This window comes from Parashewanella sp. 2210YD4-3 (assembly GCF_056591735.1).
Genome location: NZ_JBWQOG010000008.1, coordinates 13,191 through 36,361 on the forward strand (window position 1 = coordinate 13,191; position 23,171 = coordinate 36,361).

Here is a 23,171-nt window from a genome sequence, read left to right on the forward strand (position 1 = left end):
ATTGAAGTTCAAGCGTTGCCGTTAAATGGCTCAGTGATCAGTACAGCCTATAAAAAAGTATGTTAGTTTTAGCTTCTCTTGGATGGAAAGTTCCTCCCAGCATGTAGTGCATGCTGTTTCTGCTGCGTGCTCTACATATGATTGAAAAACAATACGACGAGTATGTTGTGTGTCCGTGAGAAAGCTTTCACCTGCAGAAAAAGACATAGTTTGACATCGAAGCTGACTATCGGAATGTAAATCAAGTGACTCTGGATTTTTTCTGAGTTTATTTGCCTCTAATTTAACTTTGGACAGCATACTCTCAATATGAACACTAATATCAGTGACAGACTCCAAATCCTCATGGTCGAATTGATAAACAAAGGCAAAAAAGATGATCCCTTTTATTAAACTATCGGTCATCATAAGCTTTTTTTGTTGTGGAATGTCATCCCATGTTTCTATAACTGAATCAAATAACTCATCTAAGCTAATGAAATAATCCGCAGGTGATTCAAAATCTGAAATTCGATAAGTTGATAATTTCTTACCTCGCAGCGCTTCATGAAACCAATATAAAAGAAGTAATTCATTCACTGCTAATAGCTCTGGGGATAACTTAGGTTCTACTAATAAATAATACTTCCCCATGATGTGAAAACTTTCTGGATCTGGAATATGTGATTGAACGGCTAATTCATGAAGCCCATCGTGATAAGGGGAATAGCTACAAGGGAAATGGTTACTATGAATGAAGGATGATGGGGTCTTTACTAAAGACATTGGTACCAACGGTGTGAAAGAAAAGTGAGTAATGTCTGGAACAGAAAATTCACTAAAAGTATAAAAATATATTTTAGAATCTTGATGTTTAATTAAATCATTATGTATGGCTAAAATGCCAAAATCTTTCAATTTATTGGTGAGTGGAATGCTTGTCACCAAGCTAATAATTTTTAATCTAGCGACTGATATTTTTTCAGACTCAACTAATGTATCAAGTGTAGGTATTTCTAGTAGTTCCTTGATTGACAATGATGTATCGAGTTGTTTATGAGATGCCAGCATACGAAATGATTCATTCCAATTGCGCTGCGTATGGGCATAGCGTGAAAAAAAGAGATGCTGAAGAAGAGGGAACATCAGGCATAGCTTTGTTGAAGCCAAATATGGAAAATTATTTTTTCTGAGCTTAAGCAAAAATGAACGAAAGATTTGCAATCCAATTCTGTCATCAACTTGAAGAGAGTCGACTTGCAAGTATTCATCAACTTCTTGCGAAATCTGGGTTGCTGTATGTTCAATACCAATCATAGGCAAAGGAGAGCCTGCTTGCAGTTTTTGTACACATAAATCACCAAACTTCAGGAATAAATCATCTTCATGCCTTAACACTATTTTTGTTATAAATTCTCTTGGTTGCCATAGTGCAGGATTAGACTCTCCCATAATCTGTATCGCAGTCTGCAATATTAGTTGTCTAGCTTTAACGGAAGCCGTTGATTCTTTTGTTGCTATAGTCTGTGAAGTTTCCGTTGTCGAGGAAACGGTATAAGAAGGAGTTTTAGTTTTCGAATTATCAGAACAACTGCTTCGAGAATTTGGTATCGAAGAGCTAGTCGAGTGGAATTGTTCAATAGGGTCACTTGGTGAGAGAATAGGGGTTAAATCATAGCTATCTCCTCTATGAAATGTACTCTTGATTCTTATAGATTCGCGCAAATGATCTATTGCTTTGGCAATTGGATTTAAGACCGTGAGTCTATACATAAGCCCGCAAGTTAAGATTGTTCGAATGCAATGTATATTATCAAAAAGGCTTACTATTGTTGCGTTAAGGTTTATTTAGGTAGCTAAAAAGAAAGAGAAAGTTGATGGTAGGTAACAATTAAAACCAACAGTTATGCTGGCTCTAATTGTATGTATCTTGAACTAAAAAGATAAAGTGATTAACCGTGGTTGCACTCGTCGTTAGTACAGTGACCATATAGGTATAAGCTGTGGTTCGTCAGCTTAATATTATATTTTTCAGCAATCTCAAGTTGACGTTGCTCAATCAGATCATCGTTAAATTCAAAAACCTTACCACATGATAAGCAAACAAGGTGGTCATGGTGATGCTGAGTTGACAATTCAAATACTGACTTACCGCTTTCAAAATGATGGCGAGTCACAATGCCTGCGTCATCAAATTGGTTAAGTACACGATAAACTGTCGCCAGTCCAATTTCTTCACCAATTTCAAGTAACCGTTTATATAAGTCTTCAGCACTAATGTGTTGATTTTCAGGTTCTTGCATCAACTCTAATATTTTAACTCTTGGCAGAGTAACTTTTAGTCCAGCTTTTTTTAGGGCTTGATTTCCATCTGTCATCGTTAATCTCTTGATTGCAGAACCGTACGGTTCATCCGTGGGTATGAGATTTATTATAAAGACAAAAATAAAAACTTAAACCTTTGTATTCCTATACAGGTTAATTTAGTTTGTTTTTCTAGTTTTTAATGATAGTTTGGATTTATTTTCAACAGTATAGCCTTTAAGAAAATATGGGTATTAAGGATTAATACTTATAAAAAATAAGGACATTATTATTCAAGGAGGTCAATAATAATGAAAACCGATTTCAGTAATGCAAACATTGTCGTACTCACTGGCGCAGGGATATCTGCTGCATCTGGATTAAGCACTTTTCGAGACCAAGGTGGATTATGGGATAAATATCCCGTTGAAGATATTGCTTCACCAGAGGGTTATCAAAGAGATCCTGAATTAGTTGAATCATTTTACAATGCTCGACGTGATCAGTTAGACGCTCCTAACGTTGCGCCTAACAGTGCGCATTTCGCTTTAGCCAAGCTAGAACAAAAACATCAGGGAAGGCTGTTCTTAGTCACTCAAAATGTCGATGATCTTCATGAGAGAGCTGGCTCCAATCAAATTTTACACATGCATGGCGAACTCAGAAAAGCTTGTTGTCCCGTCACTATGCAGCCATTTGTGATGACCCGACCTTTTTCTGCTGATAATTTATGTCAGTGCTGTGAAAAGCCACAAAGACTTCGCCCTAATATTGTGTGGTTTGGAGAAATGCCGATTGGAATGGGGCAGATTGAGCGCGCGCTAACTGAGTGTGATTTGTTTATCTCAATTGGCACATCTGGAACCGTTTATCCTGCGGCGGGCTTTATGAAATTGGCAAAAGCTTTTGGTGCAAAGACAGTCGATATCAATCTCGACCCAAGTTACAGCTCACCCTTTGATGTGTTTAGGCGGGGATGTGCAACTCAACAAGTTCCGGAGGTTGTAGATGCCATTTTAGCGGGGGAACCTGTTGAGTCTTCTCGTGAAGAAGCTTATATCTCAGTGTAGATTGGTATTATCCGTGACTTAAAAAGTGTTGAGTCGAAGTGATGTTTTCTTCGCTCAACATTTTGGCTACCTTCTTCATTGCAGCCGTAAGCTTATTAAGTTGTGATTTCGAAATGATGTATGGCGGCATGATATAAATGACATTTCCGAACACTCTTATCCATACGCCAAGTTCAATAAAGTGTGGTTGCAGTTCTGCTGCTGAAAGAGAGCGATTGATTTCAATCACACCTGTCGCCCCTAACACTCTGACATCTTTTACTGCTGAAAATTGCTTTGCCTCTACCAATTCTTCTTTCAGTTGAATTTCAATTGAAGCCACTTGATATTGCCAATCATTATTATTGATCAGCTCCAAACTTGCATTGGCAGCCGCACAAGCTAATGGATTAGCCATAAAGGTTGGGCCATGCATAAACACACCAGCAGGTGAGTCACTGATCCCAGCTGCAACTTCATCAGTACACATTGTGACAGCTAGGCTAATATAGCCACCCGTTAAGGCTTTACCTACACAAAATAGGTCAGGTGAAATACCGGCATGTTCATAGGCGAACAGTTTACCCGTTCGGCCAAAACCCGTTGCGATTTCATCTATGATCAGCAAAATTTCAAATTCGTCACAAAGTTCTCTCACACCTGTTAAATAATCAGGGTGATAAAAGTACATTCCTCCAGCTGCTTGATGGATAGGCTCAAGAATCATTGCAGCTAAGCTTTGATGGTGCTGCTCAAAGGAGTTTCTCAGCTTAGCAAGATCTGAATCCACATTGCTATTATCATCAAAGCAACTCGTAGGTGATGGTGTGAATACCTGCTTAGGAAGAATCGCATCAAACATTGTATGCATGCCATTGTCAGGGTCACATACACTCATCGCGGCAAAAGTATCACCGTGGTAGCCATGTTTGATTGTGGCAATTTTTTGTTTGAGTGGTTTGCCTTTACCTTGCCAGTATTGAATTGCCATTTTCAATGAAACTTCAACAGCAATGGAACCTGAATCGGCAAAAAATACTTTCGTTAAAGGCTTGCAGGTCATTTCGACTAATTGCTTAGCTAAATTAACTGCAGGTTCGTGAGTGATCCCGCCAAACATAACATGAGGTAAGGTTTCAAGTTGCTGCTTCATGGTTGATATAAGATGCTCGTTACCATAACCATGAACACATGACCACCATGAGCTTGTCCCGTCAATTAACCGCTGACCATTATCTAGTATCAACTCACATTCTTGGGCTGATTGAACACCAGTTACAGGAAAAGGGTGCTTCATAGAAGTGTATGGATGCCAGATGTGTTGCTGATCGAAAAGATAATCAATTTTGCTCATAAATTAACCAATAGTAAATCGTTGCCACTGGTTGGCGTTGACAGGATAAAGGTGAACGCTATCCTAGCGGAGAACTCAACGAAATAAAAGGGCTTGCTATGTCGCAGTTAGAATGTCGCAACGATTGGAAAAAGGAAGAAATTGAAGCGCTATTTCAATTGCCTATGAATGATTTGCTTTTTAAAGCTCATTCAATTCACCGTCAGACTTTTGATCCAAACGAAATTCAGATCAGTCGTTTGTTGTCGATCAAAACAGGCGCTTGCCCTGAAGACTGCAAATATTGCCCACAAAGTGCTCGTTATGATACTGGCCTAGAAAAAGAGCGCTTAATGGCGATGGAAACGGTGCTTACCGAAGCTAAGAGTGCAAAAGCAGCTGGTGCCACTCGTTTTTGTATGGGCGCCGCTTGGCGTAACCCTCGAGAGCGCGACATGCCTTATTTGACTCAAATGGTTAAAGAAGTGAAAAATATGGGGATGGAAACCTGTATGACTTTAGGTATGTTGTCACCAGATCAAGCTAGTGAATTAGCTGATGCTGGCCTAGATTACTATAATCATAACCTTGACACGTCCCCTGAATATTATGGTGATGTGATCACCACTCGTACTTATCAAAATCGTTTAGATACCCTTGATAATGTGAGATCAGCTGGCATGAAAGTTTGCTCAGGCGGCATTGTCGGTATGGGCGAAAAAGCCAAAGACAGAGCAGGTTTGCTGCAACAACTTGCGAACTTAGACAAACACCCTGAATCTGTACCCATCAATATGCTGGTTAAAGTTTCAGGTACGCCATTTGCTGAGATGGATGATCTTGATCCATTGGAGTTTGTACGTACTATCGCAGTGGCTCGAATTTTGATGCCATTGTCTCGTGTTCGTTTATCCGCGGGTCGTGAAAACATGACGGACGAACTGCAAGCCATGTGTTTCTTTGCGGGCGCTAATTCTATTTTCTACGGCTGTAAGCTTCTGACTACGCCAAACCCTGAAGAAAACCATGATATGACTTTATTCCGTCGTTTAGGCCTAAAACCTGAACAAGGTGCGGCGGCAAAATTGGAAGATGACTCAAGCATGCTTGAAAAAGCGGTTGCTAAAAGAGATAAAGCTGAAATGCAATTTTTCGATGCTGCGGCTTTGTAATTGAGACAAAGCCAATGTCTTCAAAGCTCAATGCCAAACTTACTGCTAGTTTAGATCAGAGAAAGCAAGCCAACTTACTGCGTCAGCGGCAGTTGGTTGATGCGGTTTATGGATCACATATCCGTATTGATGGTAAAGAGTACATCAACTTTAGCAGCAATGATTACCTTGGGTTAAGCCAATCAGCAGAACTCATAGAAGCGCAGCAACAAGCAGCGAAAAAATACGGTGTTGGCAGTGGTTCTTCGCCATTGGTGACAGGGTACAGTCAGGCTCATCAAAACTTAGAGCAATATCTCTGTGAGTTAACAGGCCATCAGGCCGCGATGATTTTTACTTCTGGTTTCAGTGCTAATCATGGCCTGATGTCAGCGTTGTTTGATAAATCAGATGTTGTGGTGGCTGATAAACTTATCCACGCGTCTATGATTGATGGCTTAAAACACTCTGGCTCAAAGCTAAAACGATTTGCGCATAACTCTGTAACCGATGCTGAATATTTATTGGCAAGCAATGACGTTACGGCTTTAGTCACTGAAAGCGTGTTTAGCATGGATGGTGATTGTGCACCTTTGCAAGAATTATCCGATCTTTGTCAGCAGTATAGCGTCCCTCTAATTGTCGATGATGCTCATGGTTTTGGCGTATTGGGACAAACCTTAGGTTGTGCAGCTAAAAAGGTGAATATTGATATTCAAGTTGTTACTTTTGGCAAAGCCTTAGGCTGCCAAGGTGCAGCCATATTAGGTAGCCAACAGTTAATTGATCACCTAAGTAATCATTGTCGAGATTATATTTACTCGACGGCATTATCCCCAGCCAGTGCAGCTGTAGCTCTTAAATCTATTCAACTTGCTATTACAGAGTCTCAACGCCAAACCGCATTGTTTGAAAATATTGATTACTTTCGTCAAAGAGCCGAACAGCTGGAATTGCCAATTTTAAATTCAGATACACCAATTCAAGGCATTGAAATTGGTGAACCCGAGCAAACATTACAACTGGCAAATTTAATGAAGCAAGATGGGCTATGGGTAGGCGCTATACGTTCACCGACAGTACCAGTTGGTACCGATAGGCTGAGAGTGACAATTACGGCTCAACACTCAAGCTCAGACATTGATACTTGCGTCGAAGCATTATCCAAGAATTATAAACAATTAAAACAAGCAGCTATTCATTGCGGTGAGCAAATGTTAGCAAAAGGAAATGGGTTAGCAGAAGGAAGTGATTATGCTAGCTGAGCGTTGGATCACCGAGCCAAGTGCTTTTGTTGAACTCAACAACGTACAATCTGCTTTTTCAAAAGCAGCGAAAAGCTACCACCAGCATAACGTTTTACAACGATTCAGCAGTGATCAATTACTCTCTCAAATTGAGTTGAAAGGTACTGTTTTAGACTTAGGAGCTGGACCGGGTACTGACTATCAGAATAAAGATGCTCAAGTCTTTTGTGTTGATATCGCACACACTATGCTGACGACCTTAAAGCAGATTTATCCTCAATATCATGCCATTCAAGGTGATGCGCACAGCTTACCGTTTCAAAAGAACTCGATTGATTTTTTAGTCTCAAACGTTGCTTTACAATGGTGTCATGATTTTAGGCAAGCCATTACAGAAGCGGCCAGAGTTATCAAATCAAAGGGTGAGTTACACATCAGCATGGTTGCCAATGGTAGCTTAAATGAATTGACTCAGCTTGGATTAAGAGCGAATGACTTTCTTGGTAAGAGTGAATACGAATCAGCTTTTAAAGATGATGAATGGCAAGATATTGAGGTAATTGAATATCAAAAGGTCTGTCATTTCGATTCTTTCAAAGCTTTACTGTATTCCATCAAAGGGGTTGGGGCATCTGTACCCAGTAATCGATTGAATAGTTCCCTAGCTTTGCGCGGTAGAAAAGATTGGATGAAGCTCGTCGAACAAGCTGAATCACAACGAAAGCCACAAGGTTTACCTTTGACTTACAACATTGTTCAAATTCGTGCAAAGAGGAGGTAATACATTAGTATGAAATATTTTGTTGCTGGTACCGATACCGATAGTGGTAAAACTTTGGCTGCCTCAGCGATTTTGGTTGCGGTTAACAATTATGCTCGTAATCAAGGTAACCCCATATCTACATTAGGTATTAAACCTATCGCCTCTGGTTGTGAGCAAACAGAAGAGGGGTTAAGAAACAGTGATGCTCTATCTCTGATTTCAGCCATGAACACCAAAGTTGAGTATCAAACGGTTAACCCCATTAGCTTTGAGCCTGCAATTGCTCCTCATATTGCAGCAAAACAAATTGGATTTGACCTTACCGCAAATAAAGTAGAAGCCATTTTTGATCAGATTCCAGACGCAGACTTTACCTTAATAGAAGGTGCTGGTGGCTGGCGATTACCACTTAATGATAATGAATATTTGTCGCAAGTCGTCGCTAAGCAAAAATTACCAGTGATTTTGGTAATAGGAATGAAGTTAGGTTGCTTGAATCATGCCGTATTAACTCAAGAAGCGATTCTTGCTGATGGATTGGATATTGCTGGTTGGGTAGCTAATCACGTTGATCCTGATATGTTGCAGCAACAAGAAAATTTAGCATTTCTTAAGCAAACGATAAAAGCCCCGTTTTTGGGTGAAATACCTTTTCTAGAAGATGCAACTGCCGAAGTTGCTTCTAAGCACTTGGATGTATCTGCTTTACTATCTTTAGCTATCTAACAAGTCAGCAATACTACCTTTTTGATCTGTCATCTGGGTAAAATCAATTTCACCCCTCAAGGTTTTCAAGTGCTGCATTAATGTTTTATGTTGCTTATTGGGCTTTCTCAGCAGTTTTAAAATAGCTAAGGTATTTTGTAATATGATACTTTGTTTTGTGGGCATTTCGAGTGATGAAATATAGTCACAAAAAAGTGAAGAGAAAACTTCTGATGTTAACTCAAGTGAAGAATATTTTAACCAATCGGACGCGCACTCAATTTGCTTATGGTGTTGCAGTTCTCTACACATTGTAAGTAAGTCTTGTAATATGGCTTGCTGATTTTGACGAGATTGTTTGTCATACTTCTCCGCAATTGCTACTTTAAAGTTCTTTGCGGTCTCTAGCTTGTTGAACTCTGTTAGCTTATCAAACAATGCCATTCTAGTTATTGAGTCAAGTTCCAACTTAACGATTTGCCGCTGGCAAAAATCAGTAGGTAATAAGCTTTTAAACTCTTCTAACTCTATTAGTGGTTGAATATTGCAAAGTTTAATCAACGCCACAAAATCGGCTTCTGGGAGCACTTTTACCAAGTTGATCATCACTGGCTGTAATGTAGGGGAAAATAAAAATGTATTGAAATCTTCTTTAACCAACGCAGTTTTATTGTCTTTTAAAAATTCAACTAGAGTTTCTTTAGGTACTGTTTGATATAGCTTTTCTTTAGCAAAAGCAGATAATCTAGGGTATATGAGCTTCAAAAGGTCAGTATCGACACTACAAAAAAAAGAGTCTGTTTCGGCTAAATGTACAAGGGCAGTACTGTACTGCGAAAATACTCCAATATGTTTCAGTAAACCGCATTTAATTGAGTTAGGTAAGGAGGTTAAATGTGCTCTTTTTTCATCATCGGAGAATTCACGTACTTTTGTGACAATAGCTTCTTCACTTAATCTTGTAAGGCACGGGATAAGAACATATTGACTATTTGGCTCATTTTGCATCATGCAATCATATATTTCTTTGAAGTAGCCGAATGCACTTAATGGAAAAATAGGAGCTAACTCTTCTTTCCTTGGTATCTGAATACACTTACTAAAAAGCTCAATATCTTTACTGGTTATGAGTTGCTCCAGTAGCCAGCTAAAAGTGTCATGAGATAACTCTGACATAAAGCTAATGTTCCCTTTGGTTAATTCATGTTTGAAGTGACTAAAGTTTTTCCTGACAAACACATCGCGTACACTCCAACTAGGCATTGTTGAACATTCAGTTTGAGTGAGTATTTTTACTTTTTGATCATCTAAAAGCACTTGAAAGAGTTCTGCTACTTTGGTGTGGGTTTCTTTCTCTTCTTCGGCATATAGAGAATCAAAAATTAGACTAATTTGCTCGTGGGATAATCTATGCAATATTGGTTTTACCACCGCACAGTCCACTTGAAGTAAAAAAGTGCTCGCTTGTTCTATTGTGATACATTCAATGAGTTGGTCGAAGCGGTTCTGGTAAAGCCTCATGAGCTGAGGCAGCATAAAATTACACTGCGCTGCAGTTTTTTCGTTACTAACTAAAAAGCCAATCTGCTGGCTTTGAACCTCAAATTCCTGACTTTTTAGAATCTCTAAAGAAAGCTCAAACAATTCGCCGTGACTTGCTAATTGGCATGACCATGTATATTTATTTAAATCCATAGCTACTTTAGTGATTTGATCTTTTAAGGTAGCCCAAATCATTTCTTGGTTTCTTAGAGAAAAATCAGGGTGCTTAGAAAATAAATATGAAATCATTTTGATGGATTTTTCTACGTCGTTTATTCTCAGCAAGCTCAGTAATATTGATTCTCGAACTGATGCGTTTTTATCATTAGAACTGTTTAATTGGCTTGTTCCAGAAACTAATTGGCTCCGAGTTAGTGGAGCAAGTAAGCTCAAGATTTGAGTTGGAGATAACTCTGAAAATAGTCGCTGGAGCAGTTGTTGGTCTAACTGGTAAAGAAATAAATGAATGAGTTCTTTGGGTAATGAAATTACAAAAGTATGAAAATTATCGATACCACAGGGAGCTAAAGCTGTTCCAGAAAAAACGATATCAAGTGCTTGATTTATCTGCTCAATGCCTATGCATAAATACAAATCATGGACTGGCGATTTCGACGCGTTGCAGTTCATTAAAAAGTAAATTTGCTCTCTGGGTTCTAACGATTCAAGTATCGATAGCGTCAATGTGCTGTTATGCCGAAGTTTGTCATGGCCACAGGTATGAGGCGTTGAGTTAAAGGCTGTAATAGCGGCCTCAAGATACATGACTTTAACTCGATTTTTGTTTTCATTTCTTACTAAGGTTATAAGGCGATTAAAACTCAAGTAAACAAATAGTTTTTGTGTCGCTTCAGTATTACGCTGTAGTAATCGATAAACGCTCTCAGATGAAAGTTTGTCACATGCACTGACTAAATCACTTTTTAACTCTTTCGCACCGTCTAAAAACTCATTTAAACCATATGACGTATAGATAGAGGTGTCATTTCCATCAAAGATTTCAACCATTATTTGCAACACTTCGACACGTAGGTAGCCTTGGATATTTTTTAAAACACTTAGGGCGTCATCTAGAGGCAGTTTTAAAAGTGAAATAGCTCGCTCTTTAACTGGAAACTGGGGAGACTGAACGACATGAAATAGTATTAAACAAGACAGATTGTTTGGTTCGAACGCTTGGCCGATTTGAAAATTGTGTGAGCTACTTTTTTTCAGAGTAGGGGATTCTCTATGCCAAACGGATAATTGCTTATTTTGATAAGAGATACAAATGTGGAACTTAGTATGATTATGAGAGAAGGTATAGCTAATATTTTGAGTTACAGGAAGTTCAGACAATTGCTGTTCAGATTCGGTAAAAGCTGATCGTACATGCGTAGGCAATACAAGATTGAGAGAACTACCACTTTGCAACATTTTCAAACACCAAACGAAACATCATTGACGGAAAATTATATCTAACATTCTGTTTTATAATTAATTAATTTTTGTAAATGCTGTCGAGTGCTAGGGTTAAACTCTCCTGAAAGTTCATGGAATCCTTTCATAATCAGGAAACGTTTTTGCTGTGTTACGGCCTATTTGCATATTCAATGAACATACAGGTTAGTATGATAGATTAAGTAGGCAGCTGATTTCTGAATTTTGGTATTCCCCTGCGTATACCTGCTATCTATTTTTTTATTGGAGTGACTATGAAAACATTAATCTTGTTAGCCGCGCTCAGCGCACCTGCATTAGCGAGTAATCCAGTAAAATACTTCGGAGATTGGAAGGTAATCACCAACAACGGAACTCAAGTGATGACTTCGTCTCCAGTTAATTCATCTCCACGTGTTTTTTCTATGAGTTGTTTCAATCACAGTGCATGCACTGTGACTTACACGGTACCATCGCAAAAATGTAAGATTGGATCGACTGCTTATTTGCACGCATCTGCAAATGGCGGATATTATGGAGTATTATTCCGCTGTGATGGAGACAAGTGGGTTGATAAATCTCCTGATTTTATGAAAATCATTAAATATAATTATCATAATATTCAGACGCTTGTCATTAGTGTGGAGAGAGTGCCTAATACTGAAAATACATATAAAGCTAATGGATTTGATCATGCGCTTAATTATATTTTGGGGGCTTCTAATAATTTCAATCAATAATGTGTAAAGCAAAGAATTTTTATTGGGCCTAAGCCTTGGTTTAACTTCGCTCTTCTTTACTATGCCAAACTCGCACGACAACGATAGTAAAGTTATCTTCTCTGTACCTTAATACATAATTTCCAGCACCAAAAGGAATTAAAATTTCCCTAAAAGAACTCAATCCATCAACTGGTCGCCCTGATTCAGGGTTGTTAGTTAAAATGAGTGCACCTTCTTTAATTTTTGTTGCCGCTCTTTTTGCAGCACTTGGATTTTTTTCTTGAATAAACTCTCTTAACCGCACTAAATCTGCTACTGCATCAGGTAACCAAATTACTTTTCTGGACATGGTTTTTCCTGTTCGGTTCCCCAGCTATCAAGCCAATCCATTACTGATTGATTATTAACAGACTCACCATTCTCTTTGTAAGCTTCCCATCTTTCTAATGACTCTTTGTCAGCTTGTTCTTTTGCCTCTTCTTGCTCGATATAACGAGCTAATGCTTCTTTGGCATGATAGCTTTTAGAGCGGTGTGTACGTTCAGCTAATGCTGATAGCCTACTTTCTAACTCAATATCTAATCTAACACCCAACATCGTTTAGCCTTAATTGATTTAACCTTGTTTAACAGTGTTAAACAGCAAAGTTGATTTGTCAACTTACTTCATTGCAGTATCCCGTAAAGAGAGTAACTGTACAGGTAAATTCATTTATGAATTATTAAATATTAATATTGCCAGACAGACTTGTGTCTATGGAAAAAATGCATCTCCACCAAATAGTGAACGGATCTACTCAAAGTGAGTTTTCTTTAAGATGAGGGTTATCTATTATTTCTATCCTTGTTTAATAACTTGTGTTTTAAAAAAATAACAAATATCTTGAGTTTCATTAGATGGTTGCCCCATCCTCTGAAAGCTGACTTGCTTTTCTATCTTCTCCGCATCATAAGAGGGGGTAAATTTAGCCACAATAATTGAATTTTTTCATCGATGGTTTGATTAATTGTAAGTAAAGTGTCATTGATATATGTATCGACATTTCCAAACATCGCAACATAATAGGTTTTATCTAATAATAAAGGGCGAATATATGAATCAGACAAATTTGGCCACCTATAACTGATTGCTCCTGTCCTGTATATGGTTTTCCTTTGAACAGGGTACTCTTTTAAAACATAACTAATTGAAAACCTGCCCAAATAGCCAATTTTAGGGGTAAACTGTTGACCAGTTTTAGCTCCAATTAGCTTTTTATATGCATTCTGCCTATAGATATATATACTGTCATATGCTCTCTTTTGATAGGTATGTGCGCCGCTACGTGCAAACTGCATAATTCGGAGCAATCCGGACACTGAATTCGGCATTATCCGGACACCTGTTTCGGGATGATCCGGACATTGAATTCGGTATTATCCGGACGATTTTTGTTCAAGTCCGAAATCGCTGTCCGGATCATTCCGAAACCCCTGTTTTTCTCTTTTTAAATCAATAGATAACTATCCTTAACCCTGTTTATCCATGGCTTAAGGAAAAGTTAATGTCTAAGAAGAGAACGACGATGAACAAAGTTAGAGAAATATTACGGTTAAAATTTGATTGTCAGCTTTCACTTAGAAACATAGGTATATGTCTCAAGGTAGGAAGAACAACTGTCTCAGAAATCTTGAGCCGCTTTAAACTTAGCGAATTAGGCTGGCCATTACCTGACGGAATCTCAGTTCAGGAACTATCAAAAGCCCTATATCACAGCAAAGCCCCTTCTAGTGACAAAGTGATGCCTGACTTTGCTAAGTGCACGCAAGAGCTTAAGCGTAAAGGCATGACCAAGCGCTTGCTGTGGGAAGAATATCACAGTGAATTCCAGCAACAAGCCTATGGTTACACGCAGTTTTGTGAGCACTATATCAGATGGCAGAAGTCTCAAAAGCGCAGTATGCGGCAGATCCATATCGCTGGTGAAAAACTGTTTATCGATTACTGCGGGCCAACGGTTCCTGTAGTCAACCCTGACACCGGAGAAATCAGAGATGCTCAGATCTTTGTAGCAACCTTCGGCGCCTCCAATTATACCTACGTAGAAGCCTCTTCTAGCCAGAAGCAAGAACACTGGCTCCAAGCTCACGTTAATGCCTTTGAACACTTTGGTGGCGTACCTCATTTACTGGTGCCCGATAATCTAAAGTCTGCTGTGATCAAGCCTTGTCGCTACGAACCTAAGCTTAATGAAAGTTATCACAAACTGGCTAACCACTATGGCACAGCGGTAATACCAACAAGGCCTTACAAACCCAAGGATAAAGCCAAAGTAGAGAATGCTGTACTTGTTGTTGAACGTTGGATCTTAATGCGGATCAGACATCAGACTTTCCATACATTTGCTGAGCTTAACCTAACAATCAAAGAACTGATGAAAGATCTTAACCTCAGGGTAATGCGTCAAGTTGGTGCCAGCCGTTTAGAGCTGTTTGAAAAGCTGGACAAACCTGCACTTAAACCACTGCCTTCACAGCCTTACTATCATGTAGAAACGAAGCGAGCCAAGGTCAGCCCTGACTATCACATCCAGTATCAAAGACATTATTACTCAGTGCCGCATCACTTAGTTGGTCAGCATGTAGAACTTGAAGCCTCATCAAAGATCGTGAGGATCTATCATCAAAATGTGCTTGTCGCACAGCACCCCACTAGTACCGTTGTTGGTCGACAAAGCACGATTGACGAGCACATGCCTAACGCACATCAGTACCAAAACCATAGGTGGTCACCAGAGAGCATAATGAGTTGGGGCAGCGCCATCGGTACAAGTACCGAAAATGTAGTGCAACAACTAATGCTTAAAAAGAAGCACCCAGCACAAGCTTTTAAGTCCTGTTTAGGGATCCTCAACTTAAGTAGAAGTTATGGCGACGCAAGATTAGAGCAAGCTTGCCAAGATGCCTTAATGGCTGAAAAACCTTACTACGGCTTTATCAAAAACCTGCTTGAAAATCATCGAAAAGGCAAACTCGCTTCTGATCCGACAACTACGCCCAATATACAGCACAGCAATGTTCGTGGCCCCAATAGTTACCATTAGGAGGTATGACAATGGAACAGATCAATGAGCAATTTAGAACTTTACGCTTGAGTAATATGGCGCATGCCCTAGAGCAGCAGCGTGAGCAAGGCTCTACGTACAATGAGCTTAGCTTTGAAGAGCGGCTAAGCCTCTTACTGGAGCATGAGATCCTTCATCGAAACCAAAACAAGGTGAAGTCACTCAAGAGACAAGCCAAGCTGAGGCTTAATGCTCAAATGAGCCAGATAACCTATAAGCAAGGTAGAGGCTTAAATCGAAAAATGATGGCTGAGCTTAGCACAGGGACTTACTTACATAAGCATCAAAATATACTCATAACAGGAGCAACTGGAGCTGGTAAAACCTTTGTCGGCTGCGCATTAGCTGATCAAGCTTGCGAGCAGTATCAAACAGCCAAATACTTTAGGCTGAGTCGCTTACTTGATGATCTAGCGGCGAGCAAACTGGATGGGAGTTACCAAAAGCTGTTACTAAATCTAGCTAAAAAGTCTCTCTTGATCATCGATGACTGGGGACTTGAGAAGCTTAACCAGGCTCAATCAGGGCATTTACTTGAAGTGCTTGAAGACAGATACCAGCAAAGCAGTACTATCGTTATCAGCCAATTACCAGTGAAAGAGTGGTTCAAGATGATCACTAACGCCACTGTGGCAGATGCAATTTTAGATAGGCTGGTACACAACAGCCACCGAATAGAATTAGAAGGTGAATCTATGAGAAAACTGGATCAATCCGGACACTTGTAGTAAAAATTAGGTTAAGAGAAATCGGGGATCACGACTGTCCGGATGATCCCGAAATCGCTGTCCGGAATGACCGAAATTCGCACAAAAGAAATAAACTCATCTGTACCATTATTATCTATGTCAAAAAATGCCCCTTTATAGAGCTTTTTAGTGTAAGAGGCATATTCTTGCTCATACTTATTTTCGCTTAGCAGTTTATCGTCGAAATTTGGTTCTAAGCCACTTTTGTTCCTGATAAGGAAGTATGGCTGATCCCACCTTAGCCAATTAAACTCTTCATGTTGTTCTAAATCGAGCTTGCCATCTTTTCTTAAATCGTGATTAAACAATTTTGAAGAGACAATAAAGTCTGCCCGTAAGAACTAAAGTTTGCCCGTAAGAGCATTTTCAGACAATAAAGTTTGCCCGTAGCGGCATTAAAAATCAGGACGGTCATTCTGAATCTAACAAGAAATTGGACAGAAACGTTTTAGAACTTAGGCTTTAAATTGATTGTAAGAATTAGAAACAGCTAGTGAGTAATCCAACATATATTTATGTTCTCATAACGGTCTATAAAGTGATGCGATGTTTGGTTTAAACTAAGTAAAAATATTCACTGCGTGTACTATGCCTCTGCCGTGCTCGTTAAAGAACCCTTAGTTAAATTCTTTTAGATCTGTATGCCAGCCATTAGGCTGCTTTGAAGACTTGTGTATTATTGGTAATACGGCTGGTAATTCAATCCAGTATTCTTTCTCATCACTAGCTTTTACTTTTGCAAGCTCAGTATTATTGTATTGAATTTTTTCTAATATCCCAAAAACAGTCGTATTTTTACGTAAATACACGCAGTTTTTGTCCAAATTCTTAAAAGGGTTAGATGATTTTGCAGCTATCAAATCGATAGCTTCCTTCCAATATTTAATATTTTCACAAGCAGAACTACCCCATTTAAACCTAAGGTACAAAGGTGTTATGTAACTTGGTTTTATTGTAGAGTCCTCACATGGCTGTTCTGAGAAAGATATGACTCCATTTTTCTCACATTTGTAGACATTAGCAAAAGAACTAAATGTTATAAAACAACAAAAGGCAAATAAGATTCTCATTTATACTTCCTTGTTAAATATTATCTATTCTGGATGGTTGCGCCCTTAAAGGTAAAGATAAGTTGCGCCACGATTAACTTACCAAACAGCAGAGTAAAACATGTGAATTTAATGTTTGTATTAAATTATTTCACCACTACCAGTAATCAACTGTATCAGTGAACCACATTTAATACATCATTCCTGAAAACAAACCGAGATGAGCCATTTATTTGATTGAGAAAGTGTTGATTTATCATCCATTTCTCAACGTGATGAGTTTCGGCTGAATTATCGTTGTTGTCTAACTTCGAAGCAATACTGATTTACTTAGAGATTGTGTGAACATCGATGGTATCAATAAGTTGAAATCTGAACAGCAATTAGATTTTTCTTGATTCAGTGCAAGATTTCTCCGAAATTATATGAAACTTCAGATAGTTCAGTATCGCCCGATCATGGAGCAAGATGTCTATTAATAATGATTTTGCAGGACTTTCCTTAAACACAACACAGGCGACTTTCATAAGTCGATCAGAACCTACAGCAGATCCTCTGAATTGTGCTGCTTTTATGACAGAAGTGGAACAACTAGGCACTGAAATTATCAATCAATTCCCTCCAAGTGAATACTTTTATATTGGTGTAGGTAGAAGCCCATACCCTATACTTGCTTGCTTGGTTGGAGGTCAAATGTAGGTCAGCTGAACTAGTTCAAATCCCTTTATCCAATTTCAAGCTTTGTTCCTCTGAGGATTTTCAACGAAATATACCTCCATCTGCATTCCCTTCAAAAGACAGTCGGGATTTATTGTTCAGACATTTTGAGCAGACTATGCCCAAAGTAGAACTCATAAAAAAAAAGTGGTTGATAATCGATGTTGCGGAAACGGGGAATACTTTGCTATCTGCAGGTTTTGCACTAAAAGAGTATTCACTTTCCAAAAAATTAAAAATAAAAATCGAAATGCTTGGTTTAATCGAGTCACATCATAATGATAGATATCAGAATAGCTATTTAAGAACAGGTTTTCATGTTGCCGTTGTGGAAAAAGCAAATAAGCAAAATGAAGATGACTTTATGGATTTTAATACAGGATTTGAATCTTTTTTGCTGTTTGGAGACAGCGTTGAATATGCACCGTATAGTCAATGCTGCTGGAGGACTATGGTAAAAGATAACTTAATCCCGAAGGTAGAACGTAATGGCGTTGAGTATTGTCAGTTTTTAGAAGCATTAAAAACTTTCAATCAACCATTAACACTCGATACAAAATGGGTCATAACAAAAAGCCCAAATGCAGTGTTCTAATAAATTTAAGTACTCGAAAAATCACTAGTTTTTCTATGTAATCATGTCTCATTTTTGGGCAAAAATGCGCTAATAGATCAAGCTGGCAAACGGCTAGACATTTTCAAGTTATAACCACTCCTGAACCTTTTGCATAATCTTCTTTTTCCCAAGTATAAAAGTATTTCTATGTTCACCGTTTTGTACCGATATAACATCAATATTTAGTGGCATCATAACTTTTTGAATTGAGCCAATTGGGGTGACAGAATCATTTTCTCCCTGAAATACAACAGTTGGAATTTTATGTAGTTGTTTTAGATAATTTTCAATCTTTATATCATGAGTTAGTAGTGACTCTATTGGTAATATTTTATAAGGCTTCAGGTACCACTTTGAATTTATATTATTACGTATAGCTGTTGATAATGAGGGAGAAGCGCCTTCTAAAATTAAGCCGTCGGGTGAAACTTCCGTTGCAACGATAGTCGCTAACATCGAACCTAAAGAGCGTCCATAGAAGAAAATTTTGTTATTACAAAATTTAGTGCTTGTATTAACGCTTGTCGTGAGTAGTTTTATAAGCGTAGAAGTATTACTTACACGACCTTTTGCACCGTCTTGACCGGGATAAGATAAATAAATCACACTCAAATTTTGGTCAGTAAAGATTTCAATTAATTCCTTTTCGTATCGCTTAATACCACCATTCCTTCCAGAAAAAACAACGACACAAGAAGGATTTTCACCTCCATAAAGTCTTGATATTACTTCAGCATGATTAGAAGCAACAACTATCATTCGATTTTCTAAAGTGTACTCATCAAGATGAATAGAAGGGAAAAGAAATGAATTAACATTGTATCTTAGAAATACTGCGCCAATCGCGGCATAGAGAATCGTGACCAGAATTATTGATAAAATTATAGTGTTAAGCTTCATTCCATTGATACCTTTCAGTTTGAACAATAAACAAACTAGAAGACCATACTAACCCAGCATATTTAACAGGTTAAGGTTTCATTAGAAAAAGTTCTGGCACGGAATGGGGCATAAATAAGTTTCAGCAATTTCAAACACCCTTGCAGTCTACGATGAACCCTCTCGAAGCTGTTTCAAATGGGATTGAATGGATAATTGACGTAAGCCCGACATGGAGAGATCCAAGAGAGGGGTTGCTGGTGACCCCTTTCTTGGTCGGGTTTGGGCTGAAAGCCCAAGGTGTTAGTCGTGTGCAACACTAAGACTTTAGCTAAAAAGGCACTTGATGCCTGATTACAACCTTCAGGTATGACGACTTACGTAGCAAAGAAACCGTTTTATAAAGGGTTATCAACCCAACAAATGCGATAAGTCCGATCCAACCGGAATCGCGATTTCTTGTTGATCACCACAGAATAAGTAAGCCTCTTTATCACCTAATAAACTCAACTTATCACCTAATAAACTCAACTTATCACCTTGACGATATAAAGCTGTGCCTTCGGCAATGCCAATAACAGGCGTATGTGGATCTACCATAGTGAACTCTAATAAACGCTGAGCACGTGTTTCACCATTATGTCCCGGTGCTTGGTAGTTGGTGTAGTGTGGATTAAGTTGAAATGGTACTAACCCTAGAGCGTTAAAAGAGGGTGGCTCAACTATTGGCATATCATTGGTGGTTTTTATCGACAGTCCAGTAATATTCGAACCCGCGCTCCACCCAATATATGGCTTACCTTGATTAACTTTATCCTTAATCAGTTGCAATATGTCTAAGCGGTATAGTTCATTTAAAAGATGGAACGTATTTCCACCTCCAACCATGATACCGTCTGCATTTTCGATGGCCTTTTTAGGATCTGGGTGATTGTGAATGCTAGACACTTCAATATTTAATTCATTTAGTGCTGCTACAACTCTGTTCAGATAAATATCGTAAGTTATGCTTACACCGGCATAAGGAATAAACAGCCATTTCTTAGCCGTTTCTGTCATAGGTTTTATAAATGGGATTGCGTGACTTAAATATTGGGTATCACCAGCTTTAGAGCTGCTTAAAAGTAGTGCATTAATACTCACTTTCATCTTTCCTTTGAACAAGCAAAATTTCTCGTATTGTATCAAAACATCGGTAAATGTTATTGCTGCTGTTCTTGTTTTGGCTGTTTAGTTTGAAAAAACTTGAAATTTTCCTTTTTAGACATATTATGTCTTGGTGTGATCAAGGATTGCTTTTTGGGAGTAAAAAATGAAGCGTGTGATGTTATTAATATTGACCAACTTAGCCATTTTAGCGGTGGCTTCGATTGTGATGTCGATATTAGGTGTGAATACAAAGAGCATGGGGGGGCTACTCATTTTTGCAGCCATTTTTGGCTTTGGCGGCTCGTTCATCAGTTTGAAAATTTCAAAGTGGATGGCCAAGAAAACCATGGGTTGCGAAGTGATTGCGACACCTCGTGATGAAACTGAGCGTTGGTTAGTTGATACGGTTGCTCGTCAAGCTGATCAAGCTGGTATCAAAATGCCTGAAGTTGCGATTTACAATTCTGGCGAAATGAATGCGTTTGCGACTGGTCCAAGTAAAAATAATGCGCTTGTTGCTGTAAGTACTGGCCTATTATATGGCATGGAGAAGGGCGAAATTGAAGCGGTATTAGCTCACGAAGTTAGCCACGTTGCTAATGGTGATATGGTGACGCTGACTTTGATCCAAGGTGTAGTAAATACTTTTGTTATTTTCGCAGCTCGTGCAATCGCTCAAGCTATTGACACTTTTGTGGCAAGCGATGATGAAGAAGGTGAAGGCATGGGCTTTTTTGCCTACATGGCCGTAGTTTTTATTCTTGATATGATTCTGGGTATTTTGGCTTCAACCATCGTAGCTTACTTCTCGCGTATCCGTGAATTTAAAGCGGATGAAGGTGCAGCTAAATTAGTAGGTAAAGAGAAAATGATTGCGGCTCTTGAACGTTTACGCCAAGGTCCTGCAACCGGTGAGATGCCTGCTCAAATGTCTGCATTTGGCATCAATGGTAAGAAATCAATGGCTGAATTGTTAATGAGCCATCCGCCATTAGAAAAGCGTATTGAAGCGTTAAAAACTCAATAAAACTATTTTTGTAGTAAAAATAAGGGAGCCAACTGGCTCCTTTATTGTTTTCAGTACCAAACCAAAAAGTCTTTAATTGAGAATGGCCTTTAGGCTTTACATTTTACCCCAACCTGAGCAAATGCGTTGATTACGTCAGAAGATTTAAAATGTAAATCTTTAGCGGCATCTTCAACTCCACATGCACCCGAGTCAAAAGTACTCTCAGGTGTCCAGTAAAGCACATTGGCATACACAAAGGCCGCAAAAGCTTTCTTCGTTGTCCAACCTTTAGTCGTTGCTAATAAATAGAAAGCTTTGTTATAAATCCCTGATGCAGAGTGCATTTCTTGGCCGGTATAATCATCCTCACTGTCAATGGAGTAACCATCTAATGATGGGTGTTTCATATATCTAAGAGCACCATAGTTTTTGGTAATATCGAGACCGACTAAAAAGTCGTTTGTTCCTCGGGCATAACTTTTAGCCGCTTCACCAGCCATATCTGAAAATGACTCATTCATTGCCCCAGATTCGCCGAAGTACTCTAAACCAGAGTTCAACTCAGTAAAGCCATGGCTAATTTCGTGTCCACCAACATCGATACTAACTAATGGGTAAAATGAGTCTTCTCCATCGCCAAAGTGCATGACTTTACCATCCCACCATGCATTGTCAGGACCCGGATACGCGTTGTCGTGCGGAGCCATGATCAGTTTGAAAGGCAATACATTCATGCTGAACCAATCTCGATACATACTGTAAATCATGGTGCCGTCATATTGCGCATCGTTGATAGGAGAAAAACCACCATTGGTTTCTTTTTCAGTATTCACATAAGACTTTGTACAGTCGTAGGAATAGGCTTTGGTCGTTTGGCTTGGAAACGCTACTCTTGCATCTTCTGTTTTTACAAACGTAGAGTCCATAGAGCATGTTCCTTTTTCGTCGACGGTGACATTTAATTTAGGCAGTTTTCCTACTCCATATTGATACTTACCTATTTTTTCATTCCCCCCAGGTCCCATACCTGATTGTTGCGTGGTGAGACCCTCCCACTGTTTGAGGATAGTGCCACTATGGGCGTCGATAACAGCATAAGGGCGACTATTACGATTGTTTGCCAATACCAAGTAATTAGTCACATAAGCTAAATGTTCTTGCTGATTTTCATCAAGATACACATACAGCTTGCTGGAATCATTTTGGGTCTTGGTATCTGAGGGAAGATGATTCTCTGAAAAGTGAATTGATTTAACTTTTGAAAGTGCTTGAGCAGGAGTCAGTGTCGGTTTGGTAAAGCTAGGATCGGGATTAATGTTATTCGCAGCAAAACCAATAGGGTTAGTATAGTATTGCAGTTGATCTGCTGTTACTGCTACCGAGTAATTATAAACAGGAACGCCGTGAAAATATTGTTGCAAGCGAACTTTTTTTACTTTGTTGGCTAGAGTGACGACAGTTTGTTGCTTGAAACTGTTTCCCTCAGACATTATAGAAGCCAAGTTTTGGCTGTTAAGAGTTGAGGATGGTGAAACAAGGTTGTGAAAATTAATGATATCAGCTGCAAAAGCTTGAGGAGACAGTGCTAATGCGATGGCTGTAGTTAAAAATAGCTTTTTTGTATTGAACATCATTAAAACTCCTATAATCGTAAGTCTCGATTACTCTTTAATGACTTTTAGATCA

The 23,171-nt window shown here is 38.9% G+C and carries 24 protein-coding genes; 12 read left to right on the top strand and 12 right to left on the bottom strand.

The genetic code is table 11. The annotated features are described in order from the left end of the window. Nucleotides 1-30: 30 nt before the first annotated feature. On the bottom strand, nt 31-1,752 hold the full coding sequence (locus AC1EU0_RS12750) for a hypothetical protein (RefSeq protein WP_480302848.1): 1,722 nt from the start codon (nt 1,750-1,752) through the stop codon (nt 31-33). Nucleotides 1,753-1,931: 179 nt separating this feature from the next. Then, nucleotides 1,932-2,357 (bottom strand): ferric iron uptake transcriptional regulator, encoded by a 426-nt coding sequence (fur, locus tag AC1EU0_RS12755; RefSeq protein ID WP_480302849.1) that lies wholly within the window; start codon nt 2,355-2,357, stop codon nt 1,932-1,934. A 237-nt stretch (nt 2,358-2,594) separates the two neighbouring features. On the opposite strand from fur, the gene AC1EU0_RS12760 reads away from it, so the two are divergent. Then, nucleotides 2,595-3,353: an NAD-dependent deacylase gene (locus AC1EU0_RS12760; RefSeq protein ID WP_480302850.1), complete on the top strand. Its 759-nt coding sequence runs from the start codon at nt 2,595-2,597 to the stop codon at nt 3,351-3,353. A 7-nt stretch (nt 3,354-3,360) separates the two neighbouring features. Here the strand turns inward: AC1EU0_RS12760 and bioA are convergent, their stop codons facing one another. After that, entirely contained in the window at nt 3,361-4,686 is a 1,326-nt protein-coding gene (gene bioA / locus AC1EU0_RS12765; RefSeq protein ID WP_480302851.1) for an adenosylmethionine--8-amino-7-oxononanoate transaminase, read from the bottom strand. 98 nt (nt 4,687-4,784) lie between these two features. Here bioA and bioB point away from each other — a divergent pair, with 98 nt between their 5' ends. From bioB to bioD, 4 genes are read left to right on the top strand one after another with little or no spacing between them, the layout of a single operon-like run. Then, a complete protein-coding gene (gene bioB, locus AC1EU0_RS12770; protein ID WP_480302852.1) occupies nt 4,785-5,837 on the top strand; it encodes a biotin synthase BioB in 1,053 nt (350 codons plus the stop codon). A gap of 14 nt (nt 5,838-5,851) precedes the next feature. Continuing rightward, entirely contained in the window at nt 5,852-7,081 is a 1,230-nt protein-coding gene (locus tag AC1EU0_RS12775; protein WP_480302853.1) for an aminotransferase class I/II-fold pyridoxal phosphate-dependent enzyme, read from the top strand. After that, complete coding sequence (bioC, locus tag AC1EU0_RS12780) at nt 7,071-7,844, top strand: malonyl-ACP O-methyltransferase BioC (RefSeq protein ID WP_480302854.1); 774 nt, start codon at nt 7,071-7,073, stop codon at nt 7,842-7,844. Before AC1EU0_RS12775 ends, bioC begins: the two co-directional genes overlap by 11 nt. 9 nt (nt 7,845-7,853) lie before the next feature. After that, nucleotides 7,854-8,552, top strand: a complete 699-nt coding sequence (bioD, locus tag AC1EU0_RS12785) for a dethiobiotin synthase (protein ID WP_480302855.1) — start codon at nt 7,854-7,856, stop codon at nt 8,550-8,552. On the opposite strand, the gene AC1EU0_RS12790 is transcribed toward bioD, so the two are convergent. Then, nucleotides 8,541-11,489, bottom strand: a complete 2,949-nt coding sequence (locus AC1EU0_RS12790) for a hypothetical protein (protein WP_480302856.1) — start codon at nt 11,487-11,489, stop codon at nt 8,541-8,543. The genes bioD and AC1EU0_RS12790 overlap by 12 nt on opposite strands. 278 nt (nt 11,490-11,767) lie before the next feature. Between AC1EU0_RS12790 and AC1EU0_RS12795 the strand changes: the two genes are divergently transcribed. Then, nucleotides 11,768-12,232 (top strand): hypothetical protein, encoded by a 465-nt coding sequence (locus tag AC1EU0_RS12795; RefSeq protein WP_480302857.1) that lies wholly within the window; start codon nt 11,768-11,770, stop codon nt 12,230-12,232. Nucleotides 12,233-12,272: 40 nt separating this feature from the next. Here AC1EU0_RS12795 and AC1EU0_RS12800 read toward each other — a convergent pair whose 3' ends face one another. The 3 genes from AC1EU0_RS12800 to AC1EU0_RS12810 form a co-directional block, all read right to left on the bottom strand. Next, nucleotides 12,273-12,563, bottom strand: a complete 291-nt coding sequence (locus AC1EU0_RS12800) for a type II toxin-antitoxin system RelE/ParE family toxin (RefSeq protein WP_480302858.1) — start codon at nt 12,561-12,563, stop codon at nt 12,273-12,275. Further along, entirely contained in the window at nt 12,548-12,811 is a 264-nt protein-coding gene (locus tag AC1EU0_RS12805; RefSeq protein WP_480302859.1) for a transcriptional regulator, read from the bottom strand. The genes AC1EU0_RS12800 and AC1EU0_RS12805 overlap by 16 nt, the downstream gene beginning before the upstream one ends. Nucleotides 12,812-13,146: 335 nt before the next feature. Then, on the bottom strand, nt 13,147-13,551 hold the full coding sequence (locus AC1EU0_RS12810) for a hypothetical protein (RefSeq protein ID WP_480302860.1): 405 nt from the start codon (nt 13,549-13,551) through the stop codon (nt 13,147-13,149). 206 nt (nt 13,552-13,757) lie between these two features. Between AC1EU0_RS12810 and istA the strand changes: the two genes are divergently transcribed. After that, complete coding sequence (gene istA / locus AC1EU0_RS12815) at nt 13,758-15,296, top strand: IS21 family transposase (protein WP_480302861.1); 1,539 nt, start codon at nt 13,758-13,760, stop codon at nt 15,294-15,296. Nucleotides 15,297-15,307: 11 nt separating this feature from the next. Beyond that, nucleotides 15,308-16,045 (top strand): IS21-like element helper ATPase IstB, encoded by a 738-nt coding sequence (gene istB, locus AC1EU0_RS12820; RefSeq protein ID WP_480302862.1) that lies wholly within the window; start codon nt 15,308-15,310, stop codon nt 16,043-16,045. A gap of 11 nt (nt 16,046-16,056) precedes the next feature. Here the strand turns inward: istB and AC1EU0_RS12825 are convergent, their stop codons facing one another. Together AC1EU0_RS12825 and AC1EU0_RS12830 are read right to left on the bottom strand one after the other, a co-directional pair. Further along, nucleotides 16,057-16,374, bottom strand: a complete 318-nt coding sequence (locus AC1EU0_RS12825) for a hypothetical protein (protein WP_480302863.1) — start codon at nt 16,372-16,374, stop codon at nt 16,057-16,059. A gap of 309 nt (nt 16,375-16,683) precedes the next feature. Further along, the gene (locus AC1EU0_RS12830; RefSeq protein ID WP_480302864.1) at nt 16,684-17,136 is read right to left on the bottom strand and encodes a hypothetical protein; all 453 of its coding nucleotides are present in this window, start codon (nt 17,134-17,136) and stop codon (nt 16,684-16,686) included. A 447-nt stretch (nt 17,137-17,583) separates the two neighbouring features. Here AC1EU0_RS12830 and AC1EU0_RS12835 point away from each other — a divergent pair, with 447 nt between their 5' ends. Both AC1EU0_RS12835 and AC1EU0_RS12840 read left to right on the top strand, forming a co-directional pair. After that, complete coding sequence (locus AC1EU0_RS12835) at nt 17,584-17,814, top strand: hypothetical protein (RefSeq protein WP_480302865.1); 231 nt, start codon at nt 17,584-17,586, stop codon at nt 17,812-17,814. A gap of 136 nt (nt 17,815-17,950) precedes the next feature. Further along, complete coding sequence (locus tag AC1EU0_RS12840) at nt 17,951-18,427, top strand: hypothetical protein (RefSeq protein ID WP_480302866.1); 477 nt, start codon at nt 17,951-17,953, stop codon at nt 18,425-18,427. Between the two features lie 108 nt (nt 18,428-18,535). On the opposite strand, the gene AC1EU0_RS12845 is transcribed toward AC1EU0_RS12840, so the two are convergent. After that, the gene (locus AC1EU0_RS12845; RefSeq protein ID WP_480302867.1) at nt 18,536-19,348 is read right to left on the bottom strand and encodes an alpha/beta hydrolase; all 813 of its coding nucleotides are present in this window, start codon (nt 19,346-19,348) and stop codon (nt 18,536-18,538) included. A 152-nt stretch (nt 19,349-19,500) separates the two neighbouring features. Between AC1EU0_RS12845 and AC1EU0_RS12850 the strand changes: the two genes are divergently transcribed. Beyond that, nucleotides 19,501-19,650 carry a hypothetical protein gene (locus AC1EU0_RS12850; RefSeq protein ID WP_480302868.1) on the top strand — a complete coding sequence of 50 codons (150 nt, stop codon included), beginning with the start codon at nt 19,501-19,503 and terminating at the stop codon, nt 19,648-19,650. A gap of 88 nt (nt 19,651-19,738) precedes the next feature. On the opposite strand, the gene pepE is transcribed toward AC1EU0_RS12850, so the two are convergent. After that, on the bottom strand, nt 19,739-20,470 hold the full coding sequence (gene pepE / locus AC1EU0_RS12855) for a dipeptidase PepE (protein WP_480302869.1): 732 nt from the start codon (nt 20,468-20,470) through the stop codon (nt 19,739-19,741). A 169-nt stretch (nt 20,471-20,639) separates the two neighbouring features. Here pepE and htpX point away from each other — a divergent pair, with 169 nt between their 5' ends. Further along, nucleotides 20,640-21,503: a protease HtpX gene (htpX, locus tag AC1EU0_RS12860; protein WP_480302870.1), complete on the top strand. Its 864-nt coding sequence runs from the start codon at nt 20,640-20,642 to the stop codon at nt 21,501-21,503. Nucleotides 21,504-21,592: 89 nt separating this feature from the next. Here htpX and AC1EU0_RS12865 read toward each other — a convergent pair whose 3' ends face one another. Then, on the bottom strand, nt 21,593-23,119 hold the full coding sequence (locus tag AC1EU0_RS12865; RefSeq protein WP_480302871.1) for a M4 family metallopeptidase: 1,527 nt from the start codon (nt 23,117-23,119) through the stop codon (nt 21,593-21,595). Between the last annotated feature and the right edge of the window lie 52 nt (nt 23,120-23,171).

Bases quoted from the DNA above. Each gene is read 5' to 3' on its own strand.
- AC1EU0_RS12750 (WP_480302848.1), bottom strand. From the start codon at position 1,752: ATGTATAGACTCACGGTCTTAAATCCAATTGCCAAAGCAATAGATCAT.
- fur (WP_480302849.1), bottom strand. From the start codon at position 2,357: ATGACAGATGGAAATCAAGCCCTAAAAAAAGCTGGACTAAAAGTTACT.
- AC1EU0_RS12760 (WP_480302850.1), top strand. From the start codon at position 2,595: ATGAAAACCGATTTCAGTAATGCAAACATTGTCGTACTCACTGGCGCA.
- bioA (WP_480302851.1), bottom strand. From the start codon at position 4,686: ATGAGCAAAATTGATTATCTTTTCGATCAGCAACACATCTGGCATCCA.
- bioB (WP_480302852.1), top strand. From the start codon at position 4,785: ATGTCGCAGTTAGAATGTCGCAACGATTGGAAAAAGGAAGAAATTGAA.
- AC1EU0_RS12775 (WP_480302853.1), top strand. From the start codon at position 5,852: ATGTCTTCAAAGCTCAATGCCAAACTTACTGCTAGTTTAGATCAGAGA.
- bioC (WP_480302854.1), top strand. From the start codon at position 7,071: ATGCTAGCTGAGCGTTGGATCACCGAGCCAAGTGCTTTTGTTGAACTC.
- bioD (WP_480302855.1), top strand. From the start codon at position 7,854: ATGAAATATTTTGTTGCTGGTACCGATACCGATAGTGGTAAAACTTTG.
- AC1EU0_RS12790 (WP_480302856.1), bottom strand. From the start codon at position 11,489: ATGTTGCAAAGTGGTAGTTCTCTCAATCTTGTATTGCCTACGCATGTA.
- AC1EU0_RS12795 (WP_480302857.1), top strand. From the start codon at position 11,768: ATGAAAACATTAATCTTGTTAGCCGCGCTCAGCGCACCTGCATTAGCG.
- AC1EU0_RS12800 (WP_480302858.1), bottom strand. From the start codon at position 12,563: ATGTCCAGAAAAGTAATTTGGTTACCTGATGCAGTAGCAGATTTAGTG.
- AC1EU0_RS12805 (WP_480302859.1), bottom strand. From the start codon at position 12,811: ATGTTGGGTGTTAGATTAGATATTGAGTTAGAAAGTAGGCTATCAGCA.
- AC1EU0_RS12810 (WP_480302860.1), bottom strand. From the start codon at position 13,551: ATGCAGTTTGCACGTAGCGGCGCACATACCTATCAAAAGAGAGCATAT.
- istA (WP_480302861.1), top strand. From the start codon at position 13,758: ATGTCTAAGAAGAGAACGACGATGAACAAAGTTAGAGAAATATTACGG.
- istB (WP_480302862.1), top strand. From the start codon at position 15,308: ATGGAACAGATCAATGAGCAATTTAGAACTTTACGCTTGAGTAATATG.
- AC1EU0_RS12830 (WP_480302864.1), bottom strand. From the start codon at position 17,136: ATGAGAATCTTATTTGCCTTTTGTTGTTTTATAACATTTAGTTCTTTT.
- AC1EU0_RS12835 (WP_480302865.1), top strand. From the start codon at position 17,584: ATGTCTATTAATAATGATTTTGCAGGACTTTCCTTAAACACAACACAG.
- AC1EU0_RS12840 (WP_480302866.1), top strand. From the start codon at position 17,951: ATGCCCAAAGTAGAACTCATAAAAAAAAAGTGGTTGATAATCGATGTT.
- AC1EU0_RS12845 (WP_480302867.1), bottom strand. From the start codon at position 19,348: ATGAAGCTTAACACTATAATTTTATCAATAATTCTGGTCACGATTCTC.
- AC1EU0_RS12850 (WP_480302868.1), top strand. From the start codon at position 19,501: ATGAACCCTCTCGAAGCTGTTTCAAATGGGATTGAATGGATAATTGAC.
- htpX (WP_480302870.1), top strand. From the start codon at position 20,640: ATGAAGCGTGTGATGTTATTAATATTGACCAACTTAGCCATTTTAGCG.
- AC1EU0_RS12865 (WP_480302871.1), bottom strand. From the start codon at position 23,119: ATGATGTTCAATACAAAAAAGCTATTTTTAACTACAGCCATCGCATTA.